The sequence below is a fragment of the Proteus sp. CA142267 genome (assembly GCF_003336825.1).
In the GTDB taxonomy this organism is placed as follows: domain Bacteria; phylum Pseudomonadota; class Gammaproteobacteria; order Enterobacterales; family Enterobacteriaceae; genus Proteus; species Proteus terrae.
Window position 1 is genome coordinate 1153155 of record NZ_QPMG01000001.1, and the last position, 22314, is coordinate 1175468.

Below are 22314 nucleotides of genomic sequence, written 5' to 3' on the forward strand. Positions count from 1 at the left end.
ACTTATTAATAAAATAGCTTTATAAATAGCATCTATCTTTAAAACTCTCAAAAAGGGGCAAGTTAATGTTAGCAACTGCACATATTGTTGATGTAAATGAATCAAATATTCAACAAGTTATAGAACAATCCATGACGAAACCGGTCATGATGTATTTCTATTCAGAACGTAGCCCTCATTGTGCAGAGCTTGGCGCAACATTAGATAAACTTGCAGCCGAATTTGCTGATCAATTTATTTTGGCAAAATTGGATTGTGATGTTGAACAAATGATTGCCTCACAGTTTGGTCTACGTGCTATTCCAACTGTTTATATATTGCAAGAAGGTCGCCCAGTTGATGGCTTCCAAGGCCCTCAACCAGAAGAAGCAATCCGTCAAATTTTAGCCAACGTATTACCTAAGCCAGAAGAGTTGAAAGCAGCACAAGCAGCACAACTACTTTCTGAAGGAAAAGCCGAGGAAGCGTTACCGCTACTAAAAGAAGCTCACCAGCTCGCACCTAAAAATAGTGAAATTACACTTGCATTGGCTGGTGCTTTAATTTCTTTAAATAAAAGTGAAGAAGCTCAAACACTATTAATCACCATTCCATTACAAGATCAAGACAGCTACTACCATAGTTTGTTAGCGCAAATTGAACTACAAAAACAGGCTGCTGATACGCCTGAAATTCAACAATTACAGAACGATTTTAATCAACAGCCTGAAAATACCGATCTTGCTATTCAACTTGCACTAAAATTACATGAAGTTGCTCGTAATGAAGAGGCATTAGAGTTGCTATTTAGCTTTATCAAAAAAGATCTAAATGCAGGTGATGGTCAAGTTAAGAAAACCCTGATGGATATTCTGTCAGCCTTAGGCACTAATGATAATTTAGCGTCTAAATATCGTCGTATGGTGTATTCTTTACTTTATTAATTTTACTTTCTTATTAAAGCAGACTTAGGACAGGTATATGGAAATAGTCATTGGTATTATCATCTTATTCGCTATTATTTTAGTTTTATGCGGAGTTAAAACCGTTCCACAAGGTTACCAGTGGACTGTCGAACGTTTTGGTCGTTACACTCGTACTCTGACTCCAGGTCTTCAAATTCTCGTGCCATTTGTCGATCGTATTGGTCGTCGTATCAACATGATGGAACAAGTGCTTGATATTCCTTCTCAAGAAGTCATTTCTCGTGATAACGCCAACGTCAGCATCGATGCAGTCTGCTTTATTCAAGTGATCGATCCTGTAAAAGCCGCTTATGAAGTCAATAATCTTGAGCTTGCCATTATTAATTTAACACTCACGAATATTCGTACAGTGTTAGGTTCAATGGAACTTGATGAAATTCTTTCTCAGCGTGACCAAATCAACAGTCGCCTGTTACTGATTGTCGATGATGCAACAAACCCTTGGGGTATCAAAATTACCCGTATCGAAATTCGTGATGTCCGCCCACCAAAAGAATTGATTTCTGCAATGAATGCGCAGATGAAAGCTGAGCGAACTAAACGTGCCGACATTCTTGAAGCTGAAGGTATTCGTCAAGCAGCTATCTTAAAAGCTGAAGGTGAGAAACAAGGGCAAATTCTGAAGGCTGAAGGTGAGCGTCAATCTGCATTCTTACAAGCAGAAGCCCGTGAACGTGCGGCAGAAGCTGAAGCTAAGGCAACACAAATGGTATCTGAGGCCATCGCAAAAGGTGATATGCAAGCAATTAACTACTTTGTTGCTCAAAAATATACTGATGCGCTGTCTCAAATTGGTTCAGCTAATAACAGTAAAGTTATTATGATGCCACTAGAAGCAAGTAATCTTATGGGTGCGATTGGCGGTATTTCTGAATTACTCAATACCAAAAAAAGTGACTCAGGCAACAAGAGCAATTAATTATGATTGAATGGATTAGTGCTCAACCTGCACTTTTCTGGCTTTGTCTTGGTGGCTTGTTGTTAATTACAGAAATGTTAGGAACAGCAGGATACCTTTTATGGTCAGGAATGGCTGCTCTATGTGTATCGTTGATCACATGGATATTGCCTATTAACTGGCCTATTCAAGGTGTTTTATTTGCGATATTAACAGTTATTAGTGCTGTTTTTTGGCACCTTTGGCTTAAACGCAGAAAACAATCAAAAGAAGCCGAGAACTTAAATCAGAAAAGTCATCAACTAATTGGTGTTCATGCTGTTTTATTATCAGATACAGAAAACGGTTTTAGTCGCGTTAAATTAGCTGATGGCAGTTGGCGCGTTTATTCAGACACGCCATTACTTGCAGGCGATAAAGTAACCGTAACCGAAATTGATGGTATTACCTTACGAGTGATTGCACTTAAACCGGCTGTTTCTGGTGATGACAACACCCTGACAAATGATTGATGATCGGGCAATCTGCTCCGTCATCACCAGGACATTCGCTGGCCAACAAAAGTAATCGCTGGCGAATGCCATTAAGCTCATTAATTGTTTTCTCAATTTCAGCCACTTTTTTTAAGGTGGCTTCTTTCACGTCTGAACTATGACGAGAAGGATTTCTTAACAACATTAATAAAGCTCGGCACTCTTCTAAACTAAAGCCAACTTCTCTTGCTTGGCGCAATAATGTTAACTCTTCAATATGTTGAGCCTGATAATAACGATAGCCGTTTTCACCTCTTCCCGGTGGTGTTATCAAGTCTTTTTCTTCATAAAACCGAATAGCTTTAGCCGTTAATCCTGTTTTACTTGCGATTTCACTAATATTCAAAATTCCCCCTTGACCTTCCCCTTGCGGAAAGGTTTAGCCTTTATCTCTGATAAGAAAAAACCTTTAAAGAAAGCGAGTTACCGAATATTGCGCAATAATAGAGGTAACGCTTTTATGACGGAGATAATTAACATGGCAAAAACTATAATACTCGCATTGAAAGGACTTTCATGCTCTCACTGTGTTAACAGTGTAAAAAAAGCACTTGATACTCGCAATGACATAGAGCAGGCAATTGTGACTATTCATTACGCTAAAATTGACAGTGATGCAACTGCTGAAAGCTTAATCAAAACAATTGAAGATGCAGGCTATGAAGCAAGTGTTGCAACACAGCCTGATGTAAAATTAAGCCTAAGCGGACTTAACTGCATGAAGTGTGTTGGTAAAACTGAAAAAGCATTATTAGCTGTTGAAGGTGTTGCAGCCGTTAATGTCACAAAAGAGTCAGCTGAAATTTTTGGTGACGCAGATGCGGATACTTTAATTTCAGCGATTACGGCTGAAGGTTTTCAAGCAAGCTTAGCACCCGCTGACAACGTAATTCACTTAACTCTATCGGGCTTAAATTGTGGTCACTGTGTCGGTTCAGTAAAAAAAGCACTAGAAAATACTGCGGGTGTTGAAACAGCTGAAGTTGAATTGACTCATGCAAAAGTGACTGGTTCTGCAACCGCTGAAACCTTAATTACCGCCATTACAGAAGCTGGTTTTGAAGCTCAACTAGCAGGTACTGATTTCCCAAAAACTGAGCCGCTGACGCAAACGCATGCACAACTGGAAGCATCGTCAGCGGCTGTTTGTAATATTCCAGCTGAGAATACTGATATTGATGATAGCGCTGAAATCGACACTGACGATGACGACAGTGTTCAGCTTTTAATTGATGGCATGACTTGTGCGAGTTGCGTAAACAAGGTTCATAAAGCATTACAATCCGTTGATGGCGTTGAAAATGTGCGTGTGAATCTAGCTGAACGTAGTGCATTAGTAACGGGTGACATCGATCATGATGCACTTGTGACTGCCATTGAAAAAGCAGGTTATGGCGCTGAAATTATTCAAGACGATGTAAAACGCAGAGAACGTCAGCAAGAAGTTGCTGTTGCTAATATGAAACGTTTTCGCTGGCAAGCTGCGTTGGCCTTAGTTGTTGGTATTCCTGTCATGATTTGGGGAATGATCGGCGACAATATGATGCTGACAGAAGCCAATCACAACATCTGGTTAGGTATTGGTATTGTGACACTGTTTGTTATGGTTGTTGCTGGTGGTCACTTCTATCGTAGCGCATGGCAGAGTTTAAAAAACCGCAGTGCAACAATGGATACCCTCGTTGCATTAGGAACAGGAACAGCCTGGCTCTATTCCATTACCGTAAACTTATGGCCAGAAGTGTTCCCAGCTCAAGCTCGACATCTCTATTATGAAGCTAGTGCGATGATTATCGGGTTAATCAATCTAGGGCATATGCTTGAGCAAAGAGCGCGCCAACGTTCATCTAAAGCGCTAGAACGACTATTAGATTTAACTCCACCAACAGCAAGAGTGATAACTGAACATGGTGAAGTCGAAATGCCATTGGCTGATGTTAAACAAGGAATGACTTTACGTTTAGCAACAGGTGATAAAGTACCCGTTGATGGTGAAATTATCCAAGGTGAAGTGTGGATGGATGAGGCTATGCTAACAGGCGAGCCAATTCCACAGCAAAAAACAGTGGGTGATACTATTCATGCCGGAACAACAGTTCAAGACGGCTCTGTTCTATTTAAAGCAGCGGCAGTGGGAAGTAAAACAACACTGGCTCGTATTATTAAATTAGTTCGCCAAGCACAAAGCAGTAAACCTGAAATAGGTCAGTTAGCGGATAAAATCTCGGGGGTATTTGTACCTGTCGTTGTCGCTATTGCTCTTGTTGCAGGAGCTATTTGGTATTTCTTTGGCCCTTCTCCACAAATTACCTATGCACTTGTGATTATCACAACTGTTCTTATCATCGCTTGCCCTTGTGCTTTAGGTCTAGCGACACCTATGTCGATCATTTCGGGTGTCGGTCGTGCTGCTGAATATGGTGTGCTAGTCCGTGATGCAGATGCACTACAACAAGCCAGTAAACTAGACACTTTAGTCTTTGATAAAACAGGAACACTGACAGAAGGTATGCCTCAAGTCACTGAAATTCATACTTTTAATCAAGTAGATGACACTCAAGCACTTGCATTGGCGGCATCACTAGAAAATGGTTCTAATCACCCATTAGCTAAAGCTATTTTAGCGCGTGCCGAAAGTATTGATTTACCAGAAGTAAACAATTTCCGTACATTAGCCGGTATGGGATTAAGTGGCGAAATTAATGGTAAAACAGTGCTTTTAGGTAACCCTAAATTAATGCTTGGATCTGGTATTGATATTAGCGAAGTTAATTCATTGATTGATTCCCAAGCTGCCAAAGGGGTGACTCCTGTTTTATTAGCACAAGATGGCAAAATTACAGCATTACTTTCTATTTGTGATCCTCTTAGAGATGATACCGTAAGTGCATTACAGCGTTTACATAATCAAGGTTATCGCCTCGTGATGTTAACGGGGGATAACCCTATTACGGCCAATGCAATTGCAAAAGAAGCAGGTATTGATCAGGTTATTGCAGGTGTGATGCCAGAAGGCAAAACACAAGCGATTACAGAGCTTCAAGCTGAAGGACGTCGTGTTGCAATGATTGGAGATGGTATTAACGATGCCCCAGCATTAGCCAAAGCAGATGTCGGTATTGCAATGGGAGGCGGTAGTGATATTGCCATTGAAACAGCAGCAATCACGCTAATGCGTCATAGTTTGCATGGTGTGGCTGATGCAGTTGAGATCTCAAAAGGCACACTACGTAATATGAAGCAGAATCTATTTGGTGCCTTTGTCTATAATAGCTTAGGTATCCCTATTGCAGCAGGTATTCTCTATCCCTTCACTGGCACACTGTTAAATCCAGTTGTTGCAGGTGCGGCAATGGCATTGTCTTCAATTACTGTTGTGAGTAATGCGAATCGCTTGTTACGATTCAAACCCAAGCAATAATACTTAATAATATATTAAGCATTTCCCTAAAACCTCTTTTGCTTATTAGTTAAAGAGGTTTTTTATTATCTTATTGTTGAATTCTTATTTAATGATTTTTAACCTTATCAAAAGGTTAAAAAAAAAGCCGATATTACTATCGGCCAGTCAAAGAGGAATTTCTCATTATACAAGAGAGTCATCACTCCGCCCTCTTAGCGCTAGAATAGCAATATATTATAATTTTTTCATTAACTTTATTATTCATATATAAAATTAAATGTTTATATAAAATAGCCATAAAAATATTTTAAAAGATATTATTGTTGCCAGTATATTTTTCTAAATTTAGAATTAAAAAGTAACAAAGGAATCTATATTAAAAGGAATTAATCATGAAATTAAAAAATACCACTATATTTTGCTTATCTTTAATTTATTCTATAAATGCTTTTTCCTTTACAGAAAAAACAACCGATAAAAACATTATTTCACTTGAAGACAGCTATCCTGCAAATAATTACCCTAACAACACCGATTCTAATTCTACATATCTAAACTCACACCCCATGAAAAATGACATTATCAGACCTATTTTTGATGAATTTGTGAGTGATATATATATCTATCATGATGCCGAAGCATCTTCAAAAAAACATATTGAAGTCATCAAAATCACAGATGAAATAATAAAGATGATGAATGAAGAAATAAAAAAAAACGTATCTCAAGAAAATACAAATATAAATATAGAGAAAGTTCTCATCACAGATAACCAACGAGGTAATAACTCAATAAAGTTAGATAGTATGCCGCCTGATTTTAAAACAGCGATATTGAATTATCTTTCTAATTTTTCAGATCAAAAAGAAAATATAAATTCCGGATTAAAAGAAACGATTTCTTTTAATAAAAATAAAATAGATGAGATCATTAAAAAACCTATTGAAATCCAAAGACATTACCAACCAACCTCGAAACTTAGCGAGCTAAATGAAAATATAGAAAGAGGAATGAAAGTTCCACCTCATTCAAAAAAAATAATTTTCAAACTAGAAGAGAGTGTCGTAGAAAAGTTTGCAAATGTTGAGAAAAAAAGAACCGAAGACAATCGAGAAAGACAAAAAACTGATAATGAATTAAATGAAAAAATACATGATACAATAGCTAAACTAGATCAACATGTAAATGAAATCAATGGTAACAAAAATAGAATAGAGGCTAAAAATAATACCATTCAAAGTAATATTGAAAACAATAAAACCCAAATCGACACTAACAAAAGCAATATCAGTACCAATAAAAACAATATTGCCACTAATAAAAATGACATTATTACCAACAAAACTGACATTGACATTAATAAAGATAATATTACAAGCAATAGAAACAAAATAAACACTAACTCGACCGATATCAAAGCTAATAAAGAAAATATCGAAACCAACAAAGAAGGCATTGATAATATTAAAGAAAAATATATTGATAATCTAAATATTAGTGGAAGGGATCTTTCATTAAAAAATCATTTTTCTACTCTTTATATTGAACAATCAGTAGCAAGAAATGAATTTAAAGATCTAAAAACTAATTTTGAACATTTTAAATCAGATACTCAAAACCGCTTTTATAAAGTTGAGAAACGTGCCAATCAAGGTATTGCATCTGTGGCAGCCATGAGTAATTTGCCCTTTACTGATTCTGCCACATTTAGTACCGCAATTGGTATCGGTAATTATCGTAATGCAACAGCGCTTGCTTGGGGTATGCAATACCGTATTAACGAAAATATTAAAGTGAGAGCCTCTACTGCATGGAATGAATCAAATTGGGTTTCTGCTGGCGGTGTTGGCATAAGCTGGTAAATAACGTAAAAACAGCGAAAGCTAAGTAAAGCTTAGTTTTCGTTGTTTCATTCCAGTTCAAATCCGTTATGCTAAAACTTTGCGATTCTATACTCAAAGGAGCATATCAATGACGGGTATTTTTCAGAAAATCAAACATTGGGTAGGAATAAAAAATACGGTCCATTACCCTTATCCCGCTGTTGATATTGCGTTGCCTAATAATGTCTCTTTACACCTTGTGGGTAGTATCCATATGGGGGTTCCTGCAATGTCACCGCTCTCCAACGTGCTTATCAACGAAATAAAAAATGCAGATGCTATTATTGTTGAAGCTGATATTTCAACTGACGTTCAACCTTTTGACCAAGCATCCCTTTTTAGAGAGTCACTAGAAACACGCTTAAATACTCCTCTATTTTCTCAAGTGACACGCTATTGTGAAGATCTCTCCCTCTCGCTTTATCAACTTGAGAATAAGCCTCTTTGGCAAATTGCTTTGATTTTACAATCTACTCAAGCGATGCAACTTGGATTACAACCACAATACGGCGTTGATTATCAAGTTATCCAACATGCTAATGAACACAAAAAAAGGATTATTGAACTCGAAGGCATTGAGAGTCAGGTCGCATTATTATTGAGTTTTCCTGAGGATGGTCAGCAATTACTCGAAGACACATTAAAAAATTGGCACGAGAACGCGCGTACATTGCAAATCATGATCAATTGGTGGTTAAATTATAATAGTAGAGAAAAACAACCGCCTTTACCGAATACCTTTAGTAAAGCTGTATTTGATATTTTAATGGAAAGCCGTAACCAAAAATGGGTAAGCATATTATCAAAATTACCGGCTGGTCGTTATGTAGTGACTGTAGGTGCCCTTCATTTATTTGGTGAAGAGAATTTGATCGATTTATTAACGCACCAAGAATAAAAATATGGTTCTAACCTTATAAATAGGAATAGCTATGACTCCCGCTGTAAATTTACTGGAAAAACAAAAAATCAAATTTACCCTTCATCCTTATGAGCATGATGCGAATGTCCATAATTTCGGTGATGAAGCCGTTGAAAAATTAGGTTTGGATAATCGCCAAGTATTCAAAACACTGTTAGTTTCTTTAAATGGTGATGCTAAGAATCTTGCTGTTGCAGTAACACCGGTTTCTGGTCAGTTAGATTTAAAACTTGTTGCTAAGTGCTTTAAGGCAAAAAAAGCAGATATGGCAGATCCACAGATTGCACAAAAGGTAACGGGTTATTTAGTGGGTGGAATAAGCCCATTGGGTCAGAAAAAACGCCTACCGACAGTAATTGATGAACAAGCCCTTGAATTTGACACTATCTTTGTTTCTGGTGGCAAACGTGGTTTAGATATTGAATTATCAGCAAAAGATTTAGGTTCTGTATTAGGTGCTCAATTTGCACTTATTCGTAAAGCGTCATAATCATTAATGATTTTTTATTTTAAGGCGCATCCTCAAAATAAGAAATTAACCTAATTTAGACCTAAAATAAAAGGCGACATTAATGTCGCCTTTTATCTATATCATCATGATTTACTGAGCTTATTTTTTATAAACGATCTCACCTTTAGGTTCGAAATCAGCAGCTTTCAATGGAGAGTGTGCTTCGATATAACCTTTTAATACTTCAGCATCAACAAAACCAGTATTTACATATGCAGGATGAACATCAATCTTAGGATAACCATCACCACCAATACCATTAAAGTTTAATGTCGCCATGCGGTAAGTCTTAGTTTTATCTAATGGTTTACCAGCAATTTTAACATCGCTAACTTTGCAGTCTGCATCTACAGTTAAGCTAACATTGTAGAATTGTGCGTAAGCACCAGAGTCTACTTTCATACATGCAACAGCTGATAGATAAGGCTCGACTTCTTCACCTTTAAAATCAACATAAACCAGTTCGTTCGCAAATGGTTGTACTTTCAGTACATCTTTATAAGTAATATCACCAGATTCAATAGAATCACGGACACCACCACCACTCATAATGGCAAAGTCTGCATTTGCACGTTCAGCTTGAGCTGATAATAATAGGCGTGCCATATTGGTTTGAACAAAGCGAACTTTACTACGATCACCCTCTAATTTACCAACAACCTCACCCACTTTAACATTCAATTGCTCGCCACCTTTTTCTTGGTAAGGCGTCAGCAGTTTCATCATTTCAGGGTTATGAGGAATTTCTTTTGTATAGTAAACAAGCTCAGTTGTACCGTCGTCTTTCTTCACTTTTTGATTTAAGTTGATTGGGATTAATTGGTAATGTTTTAACGTGAATTCACCATTACGGAATTCGAAGTCTGCACGACCAACATATTTACCCCATTCATGAGCCTGAACAATCCATGTACCATTTTGGTTATCTGGTGCACAAGGTGTTCCTGGCACATAATCAGCTTGTTTGTAGTTTTTATTTTCTTGAGACATACAAACAGGATCTTGTGAGTGACCACCCACAATCATATCAAGGTAGCCTTTTGGTAAGGCACGCGCCATTTCTACATCGCCAGGTGCGTTAGAACCGTGATTACCATCATCATAGTGACCCATATGAGTTGCAGCGATAATAATGTCTGGCTTTTCTGTTGTACGCAGTTCTTCTACCACTTTTTTAGCCTCATCAGAAGGCTTACGGAATTCAGTATCAGGGAAGTTTGCTGGGTTACCGATACGCACAGTATCATCAGTCGTTAAGCCCAATACTGCAATCTTCACACCTTGCTTATCGAAAATGGTGTAAGGCTTGAATAAACGCTCACCCGTACTTTTTTGATAAATATTTGCAGATAAGAATGGGAATGTTGCCCATTTCTCTTGTTGACGTAAAACATCTAATGGATTGTCGAATTCATGGTTACCCAGTGCCATTGCATCGTAACCCACAAGATTCATACCTTTAAAATCAGGCTCTGCATCTTGTAAATCAGATTCTGGTACACCAGTATTAATATCGCCGCCAGATAACAGCAGTACGCTACCGCCTTTTTTAGCCACTTCATTACGAATGTCATCAACAACCGTTTTTTGTGCCGCTAAACCATATTCGCCACGATCGTTATGCCAGAAATGGCCATGGTGATCATTGGTATGCAAAATAGTAATTTCGTAGGTTTTATCCTTTTCCCATGCCTGAGACATCGCAGGCGCCATCGCTAAAGAAACTGTTAATGCGCATGCTGATAATTTAAAAGATAAGCTCATGGTATATCCCCATGTATATTATTTATTGAGAAGGTTCTGCCATGGTTCTACTGTAGAAAAAGAAGACAGAAGTTAAATACTTTTGCTGTATTTTATGACGTAGGTTATATAATTTTTTTATTATTTCATTGATCCAATAGTTTTTTTGAGACATGAATCAAACTCTATTTCTCACAAAAGCACTCAACTCCAAATAGATGTAAACTAGACCAATAAAAATAGAAACAATTCATTAACAAAATGATGTGACAGGGAACTAAAATGAGCAATACCGATCCAACGCTTCCCATAGAAGAAACCGATGTTTTACAACGAAAAGCCAATAAGCGTAATACTGTTTTTAGTATTTTAACTGCTATCAGTTTTTCTCATCTTCTCAATGATATGATCCAATCATTGATATTAGCTATTTACCCTATGTTGCAATCAGAGTTTTCACTCAGTTTTGTGCAAATAGGGATGATAACGTTGACCTATCAAATTACAGCATCTTTATTACAGCCTTTTATTGGCCTCTATACTGATAAATTCCCTAAGCCTTACTCATTACCTATTGGTATGGGTTTTACGCTGACAGGGCTTATTCTCCTCGCCTTTGCAGATACATTCCCAATGTTATTACTTGCTGCGGGATTAGTTGGTACTGGCTCGTCTGTTTTCCATCCTGAATCATCTCGTGTTGCTAGAATGGCATCAGGAGGAAGACACGGACTTGCACAATCACTCTTTCAAGTCGGGGGTAATTTAGGTAGCTCTTTAGGCCCTCTTTTGGCAGCTTTATTGATTGCGCCTTATGGCAAAGGAAATGTCGGTTGGTTCTCCCTTGCTGCTTTATTGGCTATTGTAGTGCTATTACAAGTTAGCCGTTGGTATAAAATTCAACAAGAAGCTCAGAAAAAAAAACCTAAAGCACTAAATAACAAAGCCATATTGCCACGTAAAACCCTTTTGGGCTCTTTAGCCATTTTACTTATTCTGATTTTTTCTAAGTATTTTTATCTTGCAAGCATCAGTAGCTACTATACTTTCTATTTAATACATAAATTTGGCGTTTCAGTACAAAATGCACAAATTCACCTGTTTATTTTCCTCTTTGCTGTTGCTGCTGGCACTATGATTGGTGGCCCCGTAGGCGATAAAATTGGCAGAAAATACGTAATTTGGGGATCTATTCTTGGTGTTGCACCTTTTACGTTGATGCTCCCTTATGCCAGCTTGTACTGGACTGGCGTACTTACTGTATTCATTGGTGTTATTTTAGCTTCAGCATTTTCTGCTATCTTAGTTTATGCTCAAGAGTTAATACCGGGTAAAACAGGCATGGTTTCAGGGCTTTTCTTCGGACTTGCTTTTGGGATGGGAGGTATTGGTGCCGCTGTCTTAGGCTATATTGCAGATCAGAAGAGTATTGAATATGTTTATCATATTTGTGCTTATTTACCACTGTTAGGTATTTTCACCATTCTTCTCCCTAACATTGGGGTAGATAAAACCGAATAACTTGTAATTCTCCCTGTTATCTAAATGAACCGGCAACAGGGTATTTCTTACTTTAAAAGGTAAGACTGATTAAAATAACATAAAAAAGTGCATTTGCATCAAAAAACTCAATCAACTTGCTATTTTTATAAATAATCAATAATTTTTAGCGAATTTATTGCATGAATACGTTAAACTATCAGCCTGCTATATTACTCGCCCCCCGATACATGTAGTTTTATAAAGAGAAGGAGAATTGATGCCGCATTCAACACCCCTCATTACCACCATTGTTGGTGGGTTAGCACTTGCTTACATTTTAGGCATGATTGCTCAACGGCTAAAAATCTCACCTTTAGTAGGATATCTTGCTGCGGGTGTACTCGCTGGTCCATTTACTCCCGGCTTTGTTGCCGATACCTCTCTCGCACCTGAACTCGCTGAAATTGGCGTTATTCTGCTAATGTTTGGTGTAGGTTTACACTTTTCGTTAAAAGATCTGATGGCGGTAAAAGCCATCGCTATTCCGGGTGCTATTGCTCAAATTGCAGTCGCAACGCTATTAGGACTGGGATTATCAGCATTTTTTGGCTGGGGTTTATTTAGTGGCATAGTATTCGGCTTGTGTCTATCAACAGCAAGTACCGTTGTGCTTTTACGAGCACTTGAAGAAAGAGGCTTGATTGATAGCCAACGAGGTCAAATTGCTATTGGTTGGTTGATTGTTGAAGACTTAGCCATGGTGTTAGCTCTTGTACTACTTCCCGCTGTTGCCAATATGCTGGAAAGTAGCGATCAAACCAGTATTTCTGAACTCATGATCAATTTAGGTATTACAATCGGTAAAGTTGTTGCCTTTATCTTAATCATGATGGTTGTTGGTCGTAAACTTATTCCTTGGATTTTGGCTAAAACCGCAGCAACGGGCTCTCGTGAGCTATTTACACTGAGTGTACTCGCTCTTGCTTTAGGTATCGCTTATGGCGCTGTAACCTTATTTGATGCTTCCTTCGCATTAGGCGCATTCTTTGCAGGTATGGTGCTTAATGAGTCTGAGTTAAGCCACAGAGCAGCTCAAGATACTTTACCGCTGCGTGATGCTTTTGCTGTACTGTTCTTTGTTTCTGTCGGTATGCTATTTGATCCAATGGTATTAATTGAGCATCCACTAGGTATCTTAGCGACACTGGCTATCATTATTATTGGTAAATCAGCCGCGGCATTAGTCCTTGTGCGGATGTTTGGGCATTCCAGACGCACCGCATTAACTATTTCAGCCAGCCTTGCTCAAATTGGTGAATTTGCCTTTATTCTTGCAGGTCTTGGTGTGGCACTGAACGTTTTAGAACCCGATGCGCGTAACCTTGTTTTAGCCGGTGCTTTAGTCTCTATTATGCTAAACCCTGTACTGTTCTCTTTGTTAGATCGTTATCTGGCAAAAACAGAAACCAAAGAAGAAATGGAGCAGCTACAACAAGAAGAGCTTGAAGAAGAGATGCCAGTCCCTGTTGATATTTGTGGCCACGCCATTATCGTCGGTTATGGACGTGCGGGAAGCATGCTTTCGGAGAAATTATTAGCTCAATCTATTCCATTAGTTATTATCGAAAATAGTCGTAATAAATTCGCTGAATTAAAAGAGAAAAGCTTAAACACAGTACTGGGTAATGCATCAACTAAAGAGTCTCTTGCTTTAGCCCGTATTGATTGTGCTAAATCTTTATTACTGACGATACCTAATGGTTATGAAGCAGCCGATATCGCTGAAACAGCAAGAAGTATGAACCCTGATTTAAACATCATTGTTCGTGCTCATTTTGACGATATTATCGTGCGCGCTAACTATGATGAAGAAGCTTCTTTTATCCTTGAAAAAGGAGCAAATCACGTCATTATCGATGAAGATCAAACCGCATCTGCAATGGCAGATATGCTAATTAAAGAAGTTGAGTTTGGTTGTGCTATTGATGATACACCTGAAAATGGTCAACAAATCATTGCACCTAGTGCAGCACAATAATCAAACACAAATAACCACTTAACCCTATAAAATTTAAGTCAATAAAAAAACCTATCAATAAATGTTGATAGGTTTTTTTTATTTCACTCGGATAAAACAAGGCTTAGAAACAATATAAACTCAACGTTCCCAATAAGCTTCTTCCAAGCTGTCTTCTTTTTCAGGTAAACCGCGTGTCAAGCGTGGAGAATGCTGGCTTAGCACTTGATAACTCACTCGGTTAGCATATTTACACACTTGCGCTAATGATGAATAAGTTAAATAAGTCCGAGGATGCTTACTTGAATTTGGCACATTAATACGATGATAGCTATTCGCTGTGATATCATGCAGTAATGCTGACAATGCTGCGTCACCCGCACCATTTGTATTCATGATCTTTTCTGGGCCACCCATATAAGGCTCAATATGAGAATAGACTTTCTCTGGTTCATCACAATCTTTACGGCGCATTGCACGACTAAATTCATAGCGATTAAATTCAGCAATCGCTCCCGGTAATAAAGGATGTGTGGTTTGGCGCTTAAAGCTATGTTCTGTATAACCGCCCATATAAAGCCCTGCTGGCCCAGCGGTACAAAGCACTAAATCAACCCATTCTAAAGCAACATCAGAGGCTAACAGAGGATCAGAATGCCCTGTTAACTCAAACGCTTCATCTTCATTCATTGCGACAACAGACACATGCTCTTTTAGGAAATCACGCCACCATTGTGGATCATCTGCAATAACATATTTTGTACCAAGGGTGAGAACAACTGGCACATCGTATTTTTTCGCGTATTCAATTGCTTTCATGGTTGCTAACGGCATCGGCTCACCGGGTTTACAGCGAACTAAATAAGCTGTTAATACCAATGCAGAAGCTTCTGCGATCACCTCTTCCGGAATACTTTCAGGTTTAAGCTGATTCATTTGACCAGGGCTAATAGCAAATGTGCGTTCACCATTTTCCGTGATCAGCGTAAAACAGCGCCCAATGGCGCCATCAACACCTTGGAGGTAATTAAGATCAGTACGGCTAGAGGTATTACATAAATAACGATAAGCATAGCTACCAATCTGAATGTTATTACACATAGTACCTAATAACACAGAGCGGTCGTCAGCCAATACAGAGTAGTTATGTAGCGTATTACCAATGGTGCCACCAGCAAATTCGTGTGTTATCAGATTATTGTCTGTTAATTCACGATAAAGTGCCTCTGCGACATCATCTTCAATAACAAGAGAGTGTCCCTGACTCAAGTTATAGCGGTTAATAAACGCTTCATCAACTTTCGCTTCAATATCAACCAATGTTTGGTCAATACCCACGATATAAGCGCGAGAGGATTCGCTCTCCGTCATATTGATGATGGGTTGTAATAGAGGATCTCGTAAACTAACGGGAAAATAGTGTTTGGATTTTCGTTTGCCAGGGAATTTCATTGTGAACGATGCTACACAGCTAAAAAAGATGCGCAATGTTAACACAATATTATAGGAGAGACAGTAGGTGTACGTCAGTACACCTACTTATTTAAAGATATTTTTATGCAGTTTTACGACGGCTTCTTGCCATGTAGCTCAGTAAAACACCCATAATAGAAAGAATGAAGCCAACAAAAGCGGCGCCAACTAAGATCAGAGCGCGTTTAGGTGCATCTTTTTTAGTCGGTTCGTAAGGTTTCAACATATATTTGAACGGTACAAATTGAAGATCATCTAATTTGACTTTCTCTAATTGCTTCATATTGTATAAACGGTTTTTCAGATCAGCACTCACCGTTGTAGGATCAGTGATAGCTTCAGTAATGGCTAATTTACTGCTTAATGCATCAGAACCCATAGCAATAGAATAATCAGGGTCATCTTTAATCTGTGCGCCTTCACTGGAAATTGGTTTTTTAACCCCAGCTGCATTTGCGATTTCTAATGCATACTTTAAGCGTTGCACATTAACGTTACGCGCATTAGCGATACGCTCTAAATCCATTTCATAGGCTTTTTGTGCGAAACTTAATTTACGCTCAATTTGATCATCAATTTCGTCTTTTACTTCTACACGTACTTTGGTAGAGATAAAGCGAATATAACCAGAAAGTAAATCGTAAGCTTCTTCAGGCGTTGGCGCTGTAAAGCTTAAATTAATTTCACCACTAAACTCGTCTTCACTCTTTTTATCATCTGCAGCTTTTAAATTAATATCTTTAGTTACAATGGTTTCGATTAATCTACGTTTATCCAATGGCGTTGGATCTTCCATTTTAGCCAGCAAACTTTTGTAATAATCCGTACTGACCAAATACTCTTCACGTAAAACACGAGAGTTATAGTTATTGATAAATTTTTGATAAACAGATGAACCATTCACACCTGTATCAACATCCACTAAGCTAAGCTCAGTTAGAGTTGCTCTTAACTGTTTCATTTCCTCTAACATTGGCTTAGTAATTGCAGCTTGGCTTGTCCATTTTTGTGGCAAAAAGCTTGCAACAGTAAAGCCAACGATAGCAAATAATAAAGTGATACCAATAATGACAAATTTTGATTTATAAATAACAGAAAATAATTCAAAAAGATCGATTTCATCATTCTGTTTTAGATAGAAATCGTCAAAATGTCCTTTATCAATTTCTGAAGATTGTGGTTTTGAAAGCTTACTATTCATTTTCCTGCCTAAATTTATGTAATGCAGTGTCCGTTTATCAGCACTTTTAGTGGTTTCCACTAAAAGACTTAAAAAATGAGAAAAGATAAGTTTATATATAACTGAAATATGTTCAAATTAATATATCATCAAATCCGATAATTTTATTTATAGAATTCAGTAATTATTTTTCGCATACCTCACGGATCATCGCTTCTAGCAAGTCAATATGCTCTGGATCATCATTTAATGCCGGAATATATTCGTACTGTTTGCCACCACCATGAATAAAGAACTCTCGGTTCTGTTCATTAATTTCTTCTAATGTTTCCAAGCAATCAGATGAAAATCCCGGACATACAACCTGCACATGTTCAACACCCTCACTTCCCAGCTTTTCCATCGTTTTATCCGTATAAGGCGATAGCCAAGGTTCGCGACCAAAGCGTGACTGGAATGTCAGCATGACTTGCTCTTTAGGATAACCTAACTGTTCTTCTAATTGCTGTTTTAGTTTTTCTGTTGTGAGGCAACACTCATCATAATAAATATCGCCCGTTTTGATAAAGCGCTCAGGAATACCATGAAAAGAGAGAATTAAACGATCGGGTTTGCCATATTGCTGAAAACTTTTCTCAATAGAGGTGACAAGCGCTTTGATATAAAGCGGATGAGTAGGATAACTGCGAATAAAGTGAAGAGAAGGTATTGTGCGCATATCTTTAAAAATGCGACTAACACCATCAAATACCGCAGCAGAAGTAGAGCAAGAGTATTGAGGATACAGCGGTAACAAAATAATCTTTTCAACACCTTGTTGTAATAACTTTTCAACCCCTTCATTTAGCGATGGATTGCCATAACACATCCCTAACTCTACGGGTATATTAGGTAATCGCTCAGCGACAGCTCGTTGTTGCGCTCGGCTATAGACTAAAAGTGGTGATCCCTCATCCATCCAAATCTGTTGGTATAACTTAGCCACTTTAGGTGAACGAAACGGTAATATCGCCCCTTGTAATATTGGTTTCCAAATCAAAGGAGAAACATCAACAACACGAGGGTCGCTAAGAAATTGTGCTAAATAACGTCGAACAGCACTCGTTGTCGGCGCATCAGGTGTGCCAAGATTAACCAAAAGAACACCATACTTAGCATCATTCATACTATGACTCCTTAGAGTTATTTTATTAGGATAACCAAAGAGTAGAAGAATAAAGGAAAATAATAGATTGTGCTTGTCAATTTATTGGATTGTTCTTTTCCCCTATTTTATTTAGATAAAAAAAATCCCGGCTCAACCGGGATTAATCATCACAATGACGAAATTAGCCAAGGATACTTTTCAGTTCAGCGTTAATTTCGCTTACTTTTTGTGTACCATCAACTTTGAAGTATTTCGCATTGCCTGCTTTAGCTTCATTTTGGTAATAAGAAACTAATGGTGCAGTTTGAGTATGGTACTCAACTAAACGTTTACGAACAGTTTCTTCTTGGTCATCTTTACGTGTTGTTAACTCTTCACCTGTCACGTCATCACGATTTTCCACTTTAGGTGGATTAAATTTCACATGATAAACACGACCTGATGGTGCGTGAACACGACGGCCAATAATACGCTCAACAATGATTTCATCAGGTACAGCGAATTCCAGTACGAAATCCACGTTGATACCCGCTTCTTTCATTGCATCAGCTTGTGGAATTGTTCTTGGGAACCCATCCAACAAGAAACCATTACGGCAATCGTCTTGTTTGATGCGCTCTTTAACTAACGCAATAACTAATTCATCAGTAACTAACTGACCATTGTCCATCAGTGCTTTTGCTTTCAGTCCTAGTTCTGTACCTGCACTTACTGCTGCACGTAACATATCACCAGTTGAAATCTGTGGGATACCATAGTTTTCTTTAATGAATTGAGCCTGAGTGCCTTTACCAGCGCCTGGAGCGCCTAGCAGAATGATACGCATCGCGTAAATCCCCTTGCATTTAATTTTTTATATTTAAACTCGAAAACGCATTACCATACCATTTTGTGAGGTCATCGCTCAAGAAATCACGGTAGCGATTGCATTTTATTTTTATCGAAAAAGAAAAAACCACGCTCTCTTTTCAGATAAACGTGGTTTAAATGTTTGAAAACGAAAACAGTTACGCTTTTTGAACTAAAAGTTGATTCACTAAGCGAATAAACTGGTTTGGATCCTCTAAAGAGCCTCTTTCAGCAAATAATGCCTGATCGAGTAATAAATTTACCCAATCCGCAAATAATGCTTCATCCGTTAGCTCGGCTGTTTGCTTCACTAATGGGTGATTTGGATTCAGCTCAAAGTTATATTTCACTTCTGGCACTTCTTGTCCTGCTGCAGCAAACAATTTAGCCATTTGTGTTGTCATTTCATCAGCACTGGTTGTCACGATTGCTGGAGTATCTGTTAAACGATGCGTTAATTTCACATCTTTAACTTTATCTCCTAGTAAGGTTTTAATACGTTCGACGAACGGTGCTAATTGTTTATCTGTTTCTTCTTGCTCAGCCTGCTTCTCTTCATCGGCAAGTTTATCAAGAGATTCATCCGCTTTACTGACAGACTGGAATGATTTGCCATCAAACTCAGTCAGGTAATTCATCATCCACTCATCTATTCGATCAGATAACAGCAGTACCTCGATACCTTTTTTGCGGAACAGCTCTAAATGAGGACTGTTTTTTGCTGCGGCATAGCTATCTGCGGTGATGTAGTAGATTTTTTCCTGACCATCGACCATACGACCAACATAATCTTCCAGAGAAACTGTTTGAGCATCACTATCGTTATGCGTTGATGCAAAACGTAGTAATTTAGCAATTGTTTCAATGTTAGATGAGTCTTCTGCAGGGCCTTCTTTTAAGACTAAACCAAACTCTTTCCAGAATGCTTGATACTCTTCCGGCTTGTTTTCTGCCAGTTTTTGTAACATCTGTAATGCACGTTTAGTTAATGCACTGCGTAAGTTACGTGTAACAGAGCTGTCTTGTAAAATTTCACGAGAAACGTTTAGCGGTAAGTCATTAGAATCTACTAACCCACGGATAAAACGCAGGTAATTAGGCATAAACTGCTCAGCTTCATCCATAATAAAGACGCGCTGGACATACAGTTTTAAACCATGGCGCTGTTCACGATTCCATAAATCCCAAGGCGCTTTTGATGGCACATATAATAAGCTTGTATACTCTTGCTTACCTTCTACACGGTTATGTACCCAGCTTAATGGATCGGCAAAGTCATGAGAGATATGTTTATAAAACTCTTTATACTCTTCATCACTCACTTCAGCTTTGTTACGAGTCCAAAGGGCTTGCGCTTTATTAATCTTTTCCCATGTTACAGTGCCGTCTTCTTCATTTTTTGTTTCAATTTCAACAGGCAGAGAAATATGGTCGGAATATTTACTAATAATGCTACGCAGACGCCAATCATCTAAATACTCATCTTCACCTTCACGTAAATGAAGCGTAATCTCAGTACCGCGATCTGCTTTTTCAATATCAGCAACGGTGTAATCACCTTCGCCTTCAGACTCCCAAAAAACACCTTTATCTGCACTTTCGCCAGCTGCACGAGTGCGTACTGTCACTTTATCTGCAACGATAAACGCAGAATAGAATCCGACACCAAACTGACCAATTAGTTGGCTATCTTTAGCTTGATCTTGTCCGATAGATTCTAAGAATGATTTGGTACCTGATTTTGCAATAGTACCGAGGTTATCAATGACTTCATCGCGAGTCATACCAATACCATTATCACTGATAGTCAGAGTACGAGCTTCTTTATCAGTGGAAATGCGCACATGCAACTCACCATTATTCTCATAAAGCGCTGCATCTGATAATGCACGGAAACGCAATTTATCAGCCGCATCTGATGCGTTCGAAATCAATTCGCGAAGGAAAATTTCTTTATTGGAGTAAAGAGAATGGATCATTAATTGAAGAAGTTGTTTAACTTCTGACTGAAATCCTCTTGTTTCCTGACCTTTCATACTCATTTTTACCTCAATTAATCCTAATTTGGCGAAAAAAATCAATATGAGTAAAAAGTGGGGATAGTTAAGCTAGTTTCAAGGGTCGAGTAAAAAATTAAGCGAATAAAAGTGATTAAGCACCTTATATGATTAAAGTTTGAGCCAAAATAATACTTGCTGTATATTTTTAGCTGTATATTTTATTATACAGCGATATTAACTTAGGTTTATTACTATGAAAACTTTATTACAACACTGTTTACTAGGTATTGGCTTACTCTCCCTATCTTCTTTCTCTTATGCAGATAGACAAATCGTAGACCAAATTGGTCGCACTGTTACCATTCCAGACAAAGTAGAAAGAACGGTAGTTTTACAACACCAAACACTGAACTTACTGGTTCAACTGGATGCCACAGATAAAGTTGTTGGCGTGATGTCCAACTGGAAACAACAACTTGGTGATGGATATGCACAACTAGCGCCATCTCTAGAAAAAACACCTAAAGTCGGCGATCTCACCAGTTTTGATGCTGAAAGCTTAGTAAAATTGCAACCTCAAGTTGTTTTTGTTACTAACTATGCCCCTAAAGAGATGATTAATAAGATCTCTGCTCTTGGTATTCCGGTTGTGGCGATTTCATTACGTAAAGAAGTTAATGATGATAAATCAACACTGAATCCAACATTACAAAATGAAGAGCAAGCCTATAACGAAGGGTTAAAAGAAGGTATTTTGCTGATTGGTAACATCGTCAATAAATCAGAAAATGCACAAGCATTAGTTAACGATACCTTTAAACAACGTGAACAAGTTAGTCAGCGCTTACAAAATGTTCCTAAAGAGCAACGAGTGCGGGCTTATATGGCTAATCCAGACTTAACAACATATGGCTCAGGAAAATATACTGGGTTAATGATGGAACATGCAGGTGCATTTAATGTCGCCGCATCAACCGTTAAAGGTTATAAGCAAGTCTCGCTAGAGCAAGTTATTGCATGGGATCCCGAAGTTATTTTTATTCAAGACAGATATCCTCAAGTTGTCGATGAAATCAAACAAGATGCACGTTGGCAAGTCATTAGCGCTGTTAAAAATAACCGAATTTACTTAATGCCTGAGTATGCGAAAGCATGGGGATACCCAATGCCTGAAGCTATGGCAATAGGTGAATTGTGGATGGCAAAAAAACTATATCCTGAAAAATTTAGCGATATCGATATGCAAAAAGTAGCTAATGATTGGTATCAAAAATTCTATCGTACTCAGTATCAAGGAAAAGAGTAGGA

17 protein-coding genes are annotated in these 22314 nt (G+C 38.1%); 10 read left to right on the plus strand and 7 right to left on the minus strand.

Features of this window, described 5'->3' with window-relative positions:
* The first annotated feature begins 65 nt into the window (after positions 1 to 65).
* The 3 genes from C0T34_RS05330 to C0T34_RS05340 are packed head-to-tail and all read left to right on the plus strand — an operon-like array spanning position 66 to position 2375.
* Positions 66 to 923 carry a co-chaperone YbbN gene (locus tag C0T34_RS05330; RefSeq protein WP_088494788.1) on the plus strand — a complete coding sequence of 286 codons (858 nt, stop codon included), beginning with the start codon at positions 66 to 68 and terminating at the stop codon, positions 921 to 923.
* A gap of 37 nt (positions 924 to 960) precedes the next feature.
* Positions 961 to 1884: an SPFH domain-containing protein gene (locus C0T34_RS05335; protein WP_088494787.1), complete on the plus strand. Its 924-nt coding sequence runs from the start codon at positions 961 to 963 to the stop codon at positions 1882 to 1884.
* Between the two features lie 2 nt (positions 1885 to 1886).
* Entirely contained in the window at positions 1887 to 2375 is a 489-nt protein-coding gene (locus C0T34_RS05340) for an NfeD family protein (RefSeq protein ID WP_098942090.1), read from the plus strand.
* On the opposite strand, the gene cueR is transcribed toward C0T34_RS05340, so the two are convergent.
* Complete coding sequence (gene cueR, locus C0T34_RS05345) at positions 2329 to 2742, minus strand: Cu(I)-responsive transcriptional regulator (protein ID WP_109849794.1); 414 nt, start codon at positions 2740 to 2742, stop codon at positions 2329 to 2331. The genes C0T34_RS05340 and cueR overlap by 47 nt on opposite strands.
* A gap of 132 nt (positions 2743 to 2874) precedes the next feature.
* On the opposite strand from cueR, the gene copA reads away from it, so the two are divergent.
* From copA to ybaK, 4 genes are all read left to right on the plus strand, one after another.
* The gene (gene copA / locus C0T34_RS05350; RefSeq protein ID WP_109849795.1) at positions 2875 to 5817 is read left to right on the plus strand and encodes a copper-exporting P-type ATPase CopA; all 2943 of its coding nucleotides are present in this window, start codon (positions 2875 to 2877) and stop codon (positions 5815 to 5817) included.
* Between the two features lie 374 nt (positions 5818 to 6191).
* Positions 6192 to 7661 (plus strand): YadA C-terminal domain-containing protein, encoded by a 1470-nt coding sequence (locus C0T34_RS05355; protein WP_109849796.1) that lies wholly within the window; start codon positions 6192 to 6194, stop codon positions 7659 to 7661.
* Between the two features lie 109 nt (positions 7662 to 7770).
* Positions 7771 to 8580, plus strand: coding sequence for a TraB/GumN family protein (locus C0T34_RS05360; protein WP_098942086.1), 810 nt, complete (start codon positions 7771 to 7773; stop codon positions 8578 to 8580).
* Between the two features lie 34 nt (positions 8581 to 8614).
* Positions 8615 to 9094: a Cys-tRNA(Pro)/Cys-tRNA(Cys) deacylase YbaK gene (gene ybaK / locus C0T34_RS05365; protein ID WP_098942085.1), complete on the plus strand. Its 480-nt coding sequence runs from the start codon at positions 8615 to 8617 to the stop codon at positions 9092 to 9094.
* Between the two features lie 120 nt (positions 9095 to 9214).
* On the opposite strand, the gene ushA is transcribed toward ybaK, so the two are convergent.
* Positions 9215 to 10879: a bifunctional UDP-sugar hydrolase/5'-nucleotidase UshA gene (gene ushA / locus C0T34_RS05370; protein ID WP_098942084.1), complete on the minus strand. Its 1665-nt coding sequence runs from the start codon at positions 10877 to 10879 to the stop codon at positions 9215 to 9217.
* Between the two features lie 261 nt (positions 10880 to 11140).
* Here ushA and C0T34_RS05375 point away from each other — a divergent pair, with 261 nt between their 5' ends.
* Complete coding sequence (locus C0T34_RS05375; RefSeq protein ID WP_109849797.1) at positions 11141 to 12379, plus strand: MFS transporter; 1239 nt, start codon at positions 11141 to 11143, stop codon at positions 12377 to 12379.
* 238 nt (positions 12380 to 12617) lie between these two features.
* Positions 12618 to 14378, plus strand: a complete 1761-nt coding sequence (gene ybaL / locus C0T34_RS05380; protein WP_098942082.1) for a YbaL family putative K(+) efflux transporter — start codon at positions 12618 to 12620, stop codon at positions 14376 to 14378.
* A 120-nt stretch (positions 14379 to 14498) separates the two neighbouring features.
* Here the strand turns inward: ybaL and C0T34_RS05385 are convergent, their stop codons facing one another.
* The 5 genes from C0T34_RS05385 to htpG all read right to left on the minus strand — a co-directional run bounded on the left by C0T34_RS05385 (position 14499) and on the right by htpG (position 21048).
* Complete coding sequence (locus C0T34_RS05385; RefSeq protein ID WP_075673311.1) at positions 14499 to 15809, minus strand: inosine/guanosine kinase; 1311 nt, start codon at positions 15807 to 15809, stop codon at positions 14499 to 14501.
* 103 nt (positions 15810 to 15912) lie between these two features.
* Entirely contained in the window at positions 15913 to 17031 is a 1119-nt protein-coding gene (gene wzz(fepE), locus C0T34_RS05390; RefSeq protein ID WP_109849798.1) for an LPS O-antigen length regulator Wzz(fepE), read from the minus strand.
* Positions 17032 to 17194: 163 nt separating this feature from the next.
* A complete protein-coding gene (gene hemH / locus C0T34_RS05395) occupies positions 17195 to 18175 on the minus strand; it encodes a ferrochelatase (RefSeq protein ID WP_109849799.1) in 981 nt (326 codons plus the stop codon).
* 163 nt (positions 18176 to 18338) lie between these two features.
* Entirely contained in the window at positions 18339 to 18983 is a 645-nt protein-coding gene (gene adk / locus C0T34_RS05400; protein ID WP_075673308.1) for an adenylate kinase, read from the minus strand.
* A gap of 181 nt (positions 18984 to 19164) precedes the next feature.
* Positions 19165 to 21048 carry a molecular chaperone HtpG gene (htpG, locus tag C0T34_RS05405; protein ID WP_075673307.1) on the minus strand — a complete coding sequence of 628 codons (1884 nt, stop codon included), beginning with the start codon at positions 21046 to 21048 and terminating at the stop codon, positions 19165 to 19167.
* 211 nt (positions 21049 to 21259) lie between these two features.
* On the opposite strand from htpG, the gene C0T34_RS05410 reads away from it, so the two are divergent.
* Positions 21260 to 22312, plus strand: a complete 1053-nt coding sequence (locus tag C0T34_RS05410; protein WP_109849800.1) for an ABC transporter substrate-binding protein — start codon at positions 21260 to 21262, stop codon at positions 22310 to 22312.
* Positions 22313 to 22314 lie beyond the last annotated feature (2 nt).